The sequence below is a fragment of the Streptomyces sp. NPDC058619 genome (assembly GCF_042717785.1).
Classification (GTDB): Bacteria; Actinomycetota; Actinomycetes; order Streptomycetales; family Streptomycetaceae; genus Streptomyces.
Genome location: NZ_JBHXQN010000019.1, coordinates 105,457 through 115,425, shown reverse-complemented (window position 1 = coordinate 115,425; position 9,969 = coordinate 105,457). Strand labels below are relative to the sequence as shown.

The window sequence follows — 9,969 nt, the reverse complement described above, 5'->3', positions numbered from 1 at the left end:
GCGGCAGTGCGGCAGTGCGGCAGTGCGGCAGTGCGGCAGTGCGGCAGTGCGGCAGTGCGGCAGTGCGGCAGTGCGGCAGTGCGGCAGTGCGGCAGGTCAGTGCTCGATGCCGACCGGCTTCGGCGCCACCTCGGCCGCCACGGGATTGACCACACCGTGGGTGGAGGGGCCGCGCGGGCTCGGCAGCGCGGCCGTGGGCCGGACCGCCACCCCGGGCAGAAAGGCATCGGCCCGCGCGGGCAGGGCTTGGTGCTTCGGCGGCTCGGGAGCGGCCGGTGCGGCCAGCTCGTCGTAGTCGGTGGCCGAGGAGAGCCGGGCGAGGGCGGCCGTGTGCGCCTCTTGCAGGCCCTCGGGCACGTCGAGGGCGCCGAGCTTCGCGGCGAAGTCCTTCGGCGACGTGTTCCGGGCGTCGAAGTCCTCCATCCGCACCTGGCAGCGCAACGAGTCATTGGCGATCAACTCGTCGATCTCGGCCGGGAGGTGCTCGTGGCGGGGCGCGGGCAGCGGGAACCCGACGTTGTCCTTGCCCACCTTCTCGTGCGCGAGCAGCCGCGGCAGCTCGTCCTTCCCGAGGATCGAGCCGGCCCCGATGTCGGCGCAGAAGGCGACGGCCGGCCCCTCGGCCGCCTCGGCGTAGCGCCCCGAAATGGTGGCCCACACCTCCGGGGCGAGGGCGTCGACGTCCGCCTCGTCCAGGGCGAAGTCGTTGACCAGGGCCTCCTTCACCAGGGGCTCCCACAGCTGGTACGCGTCCAGCTGCCGCCCGGCGGGGGTGTCCTCCAGCACCTGGTAGGAACGGCTCTCGCCGCACGCCTGCGCCAGGAAGCGGTGGTCCACGACCTGGGGCGCACCCTCGGGCTGGGACTTCCACGACCAGAAGGCGCGTGTGGTGCCGCGGTCCTCATGGGTGACGGACTGGTTCGCGGCGATGTCCCGGACGAACGACGCGATGTCCGGGGTGGCACGTCCCTGCGCGTGGGCGGTCCGCCAGTCCGCGTAGATGCGGGAGGTGACCGCCGCCGCCTCGGCCGGTGTGCGCGGCTTGCCGGCGCGGTCCGCATCCTGGAGGGAGATCGCGCGGCTGATCTCGTCCGGTGTCGGGGGCGTCGAGTCCGTCACCGCAGGGCTCGCAGCACCTCAACGGGCGGGTGAACCTCCAGGGAGATGGCCGACGCGCCCGGCATGTCCGCGGCCCAGGTGGGGAACGCGATGGACTGGCCGAGCAGGACGTACGGCGCGGCCGCGCCGCCACCGGCACCCCGCCAATAGGCGAACCGGTACGGGCGGCGGCTCGTCAGCCGGAACTCCCGGTCCGGCCAGTAGCTGGGCGCGGGCGGCTCCGGGAAGTCCTCGGCGTCCCAGGAGCCGGCCCACGCGGGCGCGCCCAGCACCCCGGCAGCCGCTGCCGCGTACTCGGGCCAGGTCTCGGCGGCCAGGGCGAGCACGGCGGCATTCTCGTCCGCTGCGCCGGCCTTCACCTGCCACCCGTAGTGGGACACGCTCTCGACCGGGTTCCAGTAACCACCCGACTGGAAGGTCAGCCGACCGCCCGTGGGAGTGCGCACCACCAGCTGCCGGTCGAAGGTCTGCGGCTCCCAGCCGTAGCGCTCGCACCACGCGCGGAACTCCGGAGAACCGCCCTGCGGCGGCCCCGGCCACACCGAGGCCCAGTCCACCGCCTGGAGACCTTCCAGCTCGGCGGACAGGTCTTGGGCGGTGCGGCCCGTCGTCTCGGTCAGCATCCTGTTCAGCTCCTTGCTCGGTACGGGTGTACGCGTCCGCAATCGTGGCAGACCGGATGATCAGTGTTCGATGCCGACGGGTCTGGGCGCGAGGTGCGGGGCTGCCGCCTCGACCGCCCCGTGGCCCGCGGGGCCGCTGCGGGGCGCGGGGACGACGCCGTGGCCTACGTTCACGCCGGGCAGGAAGGAACGGGTGCGCACACGCTGCCGCTTCGCTTCGGGGGTCGCCGGGTTCAGCTCCTCGTAGCTGTTGGCCGTCGACAGCCGGTCCACGATCTGCTTGTGCGTTTCCTTCTGGTCCTCGGGGATGTCGATGGCGTCCAGCCTCATGGCGAATTCCTCGGGAGACTTCGCGGGGTCGTAGTCCTCCATGACCAGTTGGCAGCGGACTGGATCGTTGGCGATGAATGCATCCACATCCGGGGGCAGGTGTTCATGTCGGGGCAGCGGCACCGCGAACTTCACACCCCGATGGCCGACGTTCCCGTTCTGGAGCAGTTTCGGAATTTCGTCCTTGCCGAGCACCGATTGCGCGGTGATGTCGGGCACGAAAGCAACTACCTGGGTTTCGGCTGCCTGGGCATAGTGCTTCGACAGCGTGTCCCAGGCCCAACCATGAGTGGACGCGAGCATGGTTTTGTCGAATGTGAAGTGTCGGGCGAGGGCATCCACCACGAACGCATTGTCCAGATGGTACGAATTCAGCTGGTGTCCGGCCGGGGTGTCCTCCAGGACTTGCAGGTCGCGCGACTCTCCACATGCCCGGGCCAGAAAACGGTGCGGGACTGGCCTGTCTGCGCCTTCGGGCTGGGATTCGTAAGACCAGAAGGAACGCACGGGTCCCCGGTCCTCATTGGTGACCGATCCCTTCTCCGCAAGGCCCCCGATGAAGTCCAGGAGACCGGGATGTGGATTTTCAGCATCGCTCGTCGCCGCACAGTCCCGGTAGAGCCTTTCGGCCACGGCCCGTCCCGAACTCGGATCGTCCGGCACCGACCCGAGATGCTCTTCCCACATTTCGAAGGCCCTGGCTATCTCCTGCGGGTTGGGAGGGGCATCGGGTGTCACCTGAGCCTCTTGGAGCCCTCAGGCGCATGCACTTTAAGCACGATTACCGAGGCGCCCGGTGCGTCGGCAGTCCACGTCTGGAAGGAGATCGCCTGATCCAACACGATGAAGGCCTGCCCGGGGTGCTCGCCCTGGGGCGCCCAGAAGGCCATCTGGTAGGGGTCGCGGGTCTCCAGCCGGTAGTCACGGTTCCCCCAGAACGCCCGCTCCGGCGGTTCCGGGAAGTCCTCCGCGTCGTAGGCGCCGGTCCAGAGCGCGGGCCCCAGGACGCTCTCGGCCGCCTCCAGGAACTGTGCCCAGGTCTGGGCGGCGCCGGCAAGGACAGCCGCGTTGTCCGAGGGTTCGGCCGCGGCCAGTCGCGAGGCCCAGTAGGTCAGACGATAGACCGGGTGCCAGGCACCGTTCGCCTCGAAGGTCAGCTCCCCGCCGGTGCGGCTGTGCGCCACGAGGTTGCGCTCGACCGTCTGCGGCTCCCAGCCGTAACGCTCGCACCAGGCGCGGAACTCCGGTGACCCGCCCTGCGGCGGCCCCGCCCACACCGAGGCCCAGTCCACCCCGCGCAGGCCGTCCAGCTCGGCGGCCAAGTCCTGGGCCGTGCGGCCCGATGTTTCCGTCAGCATCGTCTCAAGCTCCTCGCTCGTTATCCGTGGGGGCATCCTGGCATGTGGTCAGGACAGGATGATCCCGAGGAGCAGCAGCCCCACCACCACCGCGCCCATGATGAAACGGACCTTCGCGTCGCCCTGTTCCCACAGGTCGTGGACCACCGCCCAGCCCGTCATGCGGGCGGCGCGGCCGTCATGGAGGCCCGAGGCCTGGTAGGGGCCGTCGTCTTGGCCGTCGGCCGCGGCGTCCTCGTCGTTGTCCGGTATCCCGGCCGTCCCCTGCTGGGCCTGGGCCACCAGGACCAGGCCCTCCAGCAGCTCGGGCATCGTGTGCGGGGTGAGGGGGAAGGTGACGGTGCCCTGGGGGCTGCTCAGGCAGAGCTTCGACTGCCAGGGGTTGCCGGGCTCGTAGCCGTCGATCCAGGCCTCCTGGGCCTCGGTCACGGGGATGGGCGTCGCATCGGCAGGCGCCTGGGGGAGGGCGTACTGGTCGCTCAACTCTCGTCCTTCGCAGGGTCGGGCACGGCTCCGCGCCCGGCACCCGGGCACGACCGCTCATTCTGGCGGAGCACCGCACGGCACGGCCCGTTCAGGCGTCCCGGGACTCCCGTCCGAGGATTCCTCGCGCTTTCCCCGACTTTCCTCACCGTTTCCCGACGGGGAAAAGGGGAGAGGCGTTGTCGTCTTCATTTGCCACACTGCCGTTCCGCACCTGGCCTCACCAGGCGCCCGCCAACCGGTCGGCCGGCGGAGGGGGATCACACGCGTGGGAGATACGGACTCGATGACGGACCACAACAGCTCTGCTGGCGGGGTCGACGGGGCCCAGCCTTCCGGGCAGCAAGGGCACTTCGGCCCCGGAGGGCCCGCCGGAGCACAGCACCCGCCGCAGGCCCAGGGGCAGCAGAACCAGTCCCAGCAGGGTCAGCAGGTTCCGCAGTCCCAGCGGCAGGCGTCCGCTCCCTACGGCTACCCGGACAACCCCCCTGCACCGCCGCAGCAGTCCTCGGACGCCGCCCGCGCGCAGGTGGCGGCGGCCTGGGTGCGCGCCACCCGCCCCGGCAACGTCCCGCCCGGTGAGGCGGCCGTACCGGTCCTGCCGCCGCGCGCGGACCAGCCCGCGGGCCAGTCGAAGAAGGACCGGCGCAAAGCCGAGCAGGACGCCAAGAGGGCTGTCCGCAAGGCCGCGTACGAGCAGAAGAAGGCGGAGCGCGAGGGTCGCAAGCAGGGGCGCGGCAGCGCCGCCACCACGTCTGCACCCAACCCGTCAGCGTCTACGTCCTCTGCTGCCTCCGGTTCCGGCGCCACGACTGCCGCCGCTTCCACCGCATCGCCGTCCCACACCACCACCCCCGCCCGCACCGCCACCACCGGAGGGGCATTCGACGTTCCGCGTCCCGGTGGTCGGCTGCCCGCGCAGGGCCGTCGTACGCATGTGGCGGTCCGCGCCGCCCTGCTGATCACCACCTGCGCCTTCGCCCTGGGGTCCTGCGGCGTCGCCGGACTGGTCATCGGCAAGTCCTCCGTCGCGGTGCAGAGCGCCGACCTGAACGAGGAGGAAGTGGCCCGGTACCGGCTGACGGAATTCCCGACGCAGGCTGCGGCCACCTTCGCCGAGGAGTACGTCACGCTCTGCATGACGTACTCGCCGCAGAACGCCGACAAGCGCCGCGACGCCCTGACCCGCTACACCTCCTCGGGCGTGGACCGCGACTGCGGTATCACCGGCCAGGGCACCCAGAGCGTCCGTGAGGCGCAGTGGGACGGGACGATCGAGGAACTTCCCGAGTACGGGGCGAACGGCCGCTACCTGGGCATCCAGGTCAAGCTGTCGACCGGCCGCATCACCACCCTGTCCGTGCCGGTGTACGTGAAGGACCCGGCCACCGGGTCGGGGCTGCGCATCGCGGGCAACGTCGGTGAGATGCCGCTCGCCTCGCGCGGCAGCGTGCCGGTGGTGAAGCAGGACGACGAGGTCGTCGACCACACGCTTTCCGACCAGCTCAAGGGGCAGGTGCTGCCCGGCTTCTTCAAGGCCTGGGGCGCCTCCGACGCGACCGGGCTGACCCGCTTCACGACCACCGACGCGTCGCAGTCGGCGACCACCGGTCTGGCCGGTGCGCTGGCCTCGCCCGAGGTCCAGGGGGTCGTGGCGCTCGCCCCGGCCGGGACCGAACCCAACGCCACCATCACCTACGGGCAGGGCCAGACCGTCCAGGCGCGGGTGACGGTCACCTGGGGCGGCGGCGGTCAGGTCGGTGCCGCGAAGGGGACCCCTCCCACGACTCCGGTCGTGAAGCGCTCCTACCGCCTGACGCTGGTCAACACCGCCCAGGGCTGGTTCATCAAGGACATCCGCGGCGGGGTCCTCGACCCCACGGGCGGCAGCGCGGACGCCGGTGCGACGGCGCCGCCCGCCGCGCCGGCACCCGAGGAGAGCCCCTCGGTCGCCGGGGACGGCACACCCGCCGCGCCCGCACCCGGCACACCCGCCGCGCCCGCATCCGGCGCATCCAGCGCACCCAAGAAACCCTGACCGCGCCCCCTCGACGTACCCCCCACACCCCTCCCACACCCCTCAGCGAAAGGACAACGCCATGAACCTGGCGGCCACCACCCTCAAGGACATGTTCGGTGAGATCCAGGAGATTCTCATGGGCATCGGCACCACCGTGGCGATCTGCGCCCTGCTGATCCTCGGTATCCGGATGCTGCTGTCGATGAAGCGCGGCGACGGTATGCGCGAGGCCTTCCAGGGCTTCGGCATGATCGCGCTGGCCGCTCTGATCATCGGTGGCGCGACCGGTCTCGCCGGTCTGCTCATCGACCTCGGCAGCCAGATCGGCGGCGGTGGCGGCGGCGCCAAGAACTGAGCCCGCGAACCGAGCCCGCGAACCGAGGCCGGGAACTGAGCCCAGGAGCGGACGGTACATCCGTCCGGCCCGCACCGGTGACCCGCGGCCCGCAACCACACCAGAGAGGGGAACCGGCTGATGGCGCAGGACACGTCCGACGCACCCGAGCCGATGGTCGCCTACGACCACACGGATCTGCTCAACCGGCCCAAGCGCATCTGGAACTGGGGCAACATCCCGCTTCCCGGTCTGCTGCTGCCCGCTCTGGGTGCGGCCTTCGGCTTCGCCGTCATCTGGCTGGTGACGCTGCTCTCGCTCTCCGCCTTCCTGCCCTTCCTGGGCATCTCGGTGGTGACGTCGGTGCTCTACATCGGACCGCCGGTCGGCATCTACTTCGTGTGGGGGCGACCGCTGCCCTCCGCGCTCACCCTCAGCCAGCAGGTCGTGATCTGGGCCGACTTCTGGTTCCAGCCCAAGCGGCTACAGGGGCTGGCCGCCGACCGGGAGCCCGAGGAACTGCGCTGGCAGGTGATCCTCTGGCAGCCGGGTTCGCCGCGCTGGCAGGGGCAGTACGAGGAGGCGCTCGCCGAGGCGGCGCAGCACGGTTCCTCGTTCGCGGCCCGGGCGCAGTCCGCGCAGCCGTTCCCCGCCCACCCCGTATCCGCACACTCCGAGACCGCAGGATGAATCCCTCATGATCATGATGATCCTTCTGGGCGGGGCGGTCGCCTTCTTCCTGATCGCCATGCTCATCGCCTCCACCGGCTCCAAGAAGGCCAGGGACGGCCAGGGTTCCGGCGGTACGCAGAACGCGGGCGGCTCCCGGAACCAGCCGGGCCGGTCCAAGCGCCGCGAAGACATGCGGCTGCCCTACCGCTACGCCGACGACATGGTCTTCGTCCACGGCGAATCGGTGTGGACCGGACTCGTGCTGCCCACCGCCATCGACGAGTACCTCAACGCCGGTGAGCTCCAGGCGATGGCGGAGGGCCCCGCCCGCGGCCTGCTCAACCTGGCCCGCGGCGACCGCAACGTCGAGTGCCACTACCGCAAGGTGTACCGGCCGATCACGGCCCTGGAGTGGGCGGACCAGCTCAACACGGTGGCCTGGGATCCGACCGAGAACTACAAGGCGTACAACCTCCGCAAGGCGGAGTACCAGGAGCGCATCGGGGCGACCCGCGAGCGCAACATCCTGTTGGTCAAGCTGGGGTCGCTCAAGCGCGGCTCGAACGGCACCGGGGTGCTGCCCGGCGGCGACGATCCCGTCGACGACCCGGGGCTGACGGCTGCCATGCGCGGTACCGCCGACAAGGCGGCGGCGGCCGCCACCGGCGTCTACGACGAGTACCTGTCGCCGGGCCTGCTGGCCCAGTGGACGCAGGTCGCGCGCGAGGTCCACGAGAGCCTCGAAGGCCTGAACGGTGTGCCGCTGACCCGTGAGGAGCTGGTCTGGCTGATCCGCAAGCCGCTCCACGGCGACCTGGCCGTGCCGCCGGAGCCGGTGCTCGGCTCGCGCTCCTGGGGACCCGACCAGTTCGACCTGGTCGTCGACTTCTCCGGTGAGAACCACAAGACGCACATCGTGCTGAACCAGTACGACGAGGTCACCGGCGAGCAGCACACCAGCTATACGACGACGCTCGTGGCCGCCAGCTGGCCCACAGAAACCCGTTTCCGGCAGTCCACCGCCTGGGCGCGCTACGCGTCGCAGCACGTCGACTTCCCGGTCGAGATCGACATGCGGTTCACCCTCATCCCGTACCTGAAGTTCAAGGACCGGGCGAAGAAGATCAGCGGCAACCTGGTCGACGAGATGAACGACATGGCCAACTCCGGCCGTTCTCCCGGAACCCAGCTCGCCAACCAGGTCACGCGTGCCCAGCACCTCCTCGACGACGTCGAGGAGCACAAGATGCCGGGCATGGAGGCGCAGATCCGCTTCACCATCTCCGCGCCCGACCTCACCGAGCTGGAGCGGCGCCGCCGCATCCTGGAGATGCAGTTCAAGCAGGACCTGAAGGTGACCCTGCTGCGGCCGACCCGCCAGCAGTGGCGGCTCCTGCAGTCCCAGCTGCCGGGTGACGCGCCGAAGCTGCCGGTCGCGCCGTACCTGCGCCTGCAGGAGGTCGAGCAGCTCGGCGCCGGGCTGCCCACCGCGGGCACCGAGCTCGGCGACAACCCCGAGCACCGGTCGGGCAAGCAGCTCGGCTGGGTGGGCAACCTCGTCGGCTGGGCCGGGAAGATGCCCGTCCACTACTCGCTGCACGTGGGCCCGGCCCGCAACGACGGCGGTGGCCTCGCCATCGTCGGCGCGTCCGGCGGTGGCAAGTCCTCGCTCGCGCTGCAGAAGTTCTACGAGGAGTCGGAGTCGGGCGTGCGCTGCCTGGTCATCGACCCCAAGACCGACTTCGCCCAGCTCTGCTACTACTTGGGCTTCGGCTCCCAGGTGAACGACCCGGAGTTCGCGCAGGACGCCGACGCCGGCCTCCTCGGCACGGAGGACAGCCGCTTCCAGCCGGTCAACCCGGAGTTCTGGGCGGAGACCGAGGTCGTCGACCTCCTCAAGGGCCAGGCCGGCGTGCTCGACCCGTGGGTCGTCGCCCGTGACGTCCCCTCGGGCCGACTCCTCGCCGAGTCGATGCTGCGCGGGTTCCTCGGTGACGAGGACTACCAGCGCGTACGTCTGCCCGTCATCGAGGGCATGGCCACGGTCGTCGGCCGGTACAACTCCGCCATGCGGCAGGCCACCGAACACGGGCTGACCGCCCGGGAGGCCGAGCAGCAGGTGCCGCGGCCGACGTTGTGGCAGGTCGTCGACGAGGTCGTGAACGCCTACGACCACGCGGTGTCCACCGGTGACCGCGAGGCGGTCAAGGAGCTCAAGCTCGCCCAGATGCTCCTCACCGAGCTGCGCACGCTGCCGTACGCGCGACTGGCCTTCGCCGAGCGCCCACAGACCCTGTCCGCGATGCGCAAGCGCCGCACCGTCATCACCCTGCGCGGCTTCCAGTCGCCGTCCTCCTCGGACCCGCGCAACTGGAACCCGGCCGAGCGCCTGGCCGCAACTGCGCTGATGGCGGTCGTGGAGCTCGGCAGCCAGATGCTCGACGTCGGCTACGAGAAGAACCCGGTGACGGGCGAGATCGGCCTGCGCCCCAAGGCGCTGTTCGTCGACGAGGCGTACGTCGTCACCGCGACCGAGAGCGGCCGCGACCTGATGCGGCGCGCCCTCAAGCAGGGCCGCTCGTACCTGGCGGTCACCGTCCTGATCACCCAGCAGGCCATCGACCTCGTCCAGATCGAGGACTCCGAGGCCCGCAGCGGTGGCGCCAACCAGATCCACACCGTCTTCGCGTTCAAGCAGAAGTCCGCGCAGGAGGCCTCGCTGGTGGCGCCGCTGCTGGGCCGCCCCGAGAACGACACCAAGGTCGTCGCGGCCCTGCAGGAGCTCCGTACCGGTGTCTGCCTGCAGCGCGACGTCGACAAGCGGGTCGGCACGGTCGCCGTGGACCTGGTCTTCAAGGAGATCCTCGCCGCCACGGACACCAACGGCACGACCCGCCCCGCCCGGCAGGGCATCGACCCGCCGCTCAGCGTGTGGGACTGGACCTTCATGCAGGAGTCGGGCGACGCGGCGGCAGCCGCGGCCTCCGCGACGTGACGCCGCCGAACACCAAGACCCGTTCCGCAAGCCGT

Annotated in this window: 9 protein-coding genes; 4 read left to right on the top strand and 5 right to left on the bottom strand. The window is 70.7% G+C overall.

Translation table 11 applies throughout. The annotated features are described in order from the left end of the window. Positions 1-96: 96 nt before the first annotated feature. The 5 genes from ACFWTC_RS20395 to ACFWTC_RS20375 are packed head-to-tail and all read right to left on the bottom strand — an operon-like array spanning position 97 to position 3,913. On the bottom strand, positions 97-1,119 hold the full coding sequence (locus ACFWTC_RS20395) for a hypothetical protein (protein ID WP_383919611.1): 1,023 nt from the start codon (positions 1,117-1,119) through the stop codon (positions 97-99). Continuing rightward, positions 1,116-1,742, bottom strand: a complete 627-nt coding sequence (locus tag ACFWTC_RS20390) for a hypothetical protein (protein WP_383919608.1) — start codon at positions 1,740-1,742, stop codon at positions 1,116-1,118. Before ACFWTC_RS20390 ends, ACFWTC_RS20395 begins: the two co-directional genes overlap by 4 nt. 60 nt (positions 1,743-1,802) lie before the next feature. Next, positions 1,803-2,810, bottom strand: coding sequence for a hypothetical protein (locus ACFWTC_RS20385; RefSeq protein WP_384027817.1), 1,008 nt, complete (start codon positions 2,808-2,810; stop codon positions 1,803-1,805). Continuing rightward, complete coding sequence (locus ACFWTC_RS20380) at positions 2,807-3,430, bottom strand: hypothetical protein (protein ID WP_384027816.1); 624 nt, start codon at positions 3,428-3,430, stop codon at positions 2,807-2,809. Before ACFWTC_RS20380 ends, ACFWTC_RS20385 begins: the two co-directional genes overlap by 4 nt. A 48-nt stretch (positions 3,431-3,478) precedes the next feature. Beyond that, positions 3,479-3,913 (bottom strand): hypothetical protein, encoded by a 435-nt coding sequence (locus ACFWTC_RS20375; protein WP_384027815.1) that lies wholly within the window; start codon positions 3,911-3,913, stop codon positions 3,479-3,481. Between the two features lie 268 nt (positions 3,914-4,181). On the opposite strand from ACFWTC_RS20375, the gene ACFWTC_RS20370 reads away from it, so the two are divergent. The 4 genes from ACFWTC_RS20370 to ACFWTC_RS20355 all read left to right on the top strand — a co-directional run bounded on the left by ACFWTC_RS20370 (position 4,182) and on the right by ACFWTC_RS20355 (position 9,934). Next, positions 4,182-5,951 carry a conjugal transfer protein gene (locus ACFWTC_RS20370; RefSeq protein ID WP_384027814.1) on the top strand — a complete coding sequence of 590 codons (1,770 nt, stop codon included), beginning with the start codon at positions 4,182-4,184 and terminating at the stop codon, positions 5,949-5,951. A 61-nt stretch (positions 5,952-6,012) separates the two neighbouring features. Beyond that, positions 6,013-6,288 carry a hypothetical protein gene (locus tag ACFWTC_RS20365; RefSeq protein ID WP_383919597.1) on the top strand — a complete coding sequence of 92 codons (276 nt, stop codon included), beginning with the start codon at positions 6,013-6,015 and terminating at the stop codon, positions 6,286-6,288. A 120-nt stretch (positions 6,289-6,408) separates the two neighbouring features. Then, on the top strand, positions 6,409-6,957 hold the full coding sequence (locus ACFWTC_RS20360) for a hypothetical protein (RefSeq protein WP_384027813.1): 549 nt from the start codon (positions 6,409-6,411) through the stop codon (positions 6,955-6,957). Between the two features lie 7 nt (positions 6,958-6,964). Beyond that, positions 6,965-9,934, top strand: a complete 2,970-nt coding sequence (locus tag ACFWTC_RS20355) for an ATP-binding protein (protein ID WP_384027812.1) — start codon at positions 6,965-6,967, stop codon at positions 9,932-9,934. Positions 9,935-9,969 lie beyond the last annotated feature (35 nt).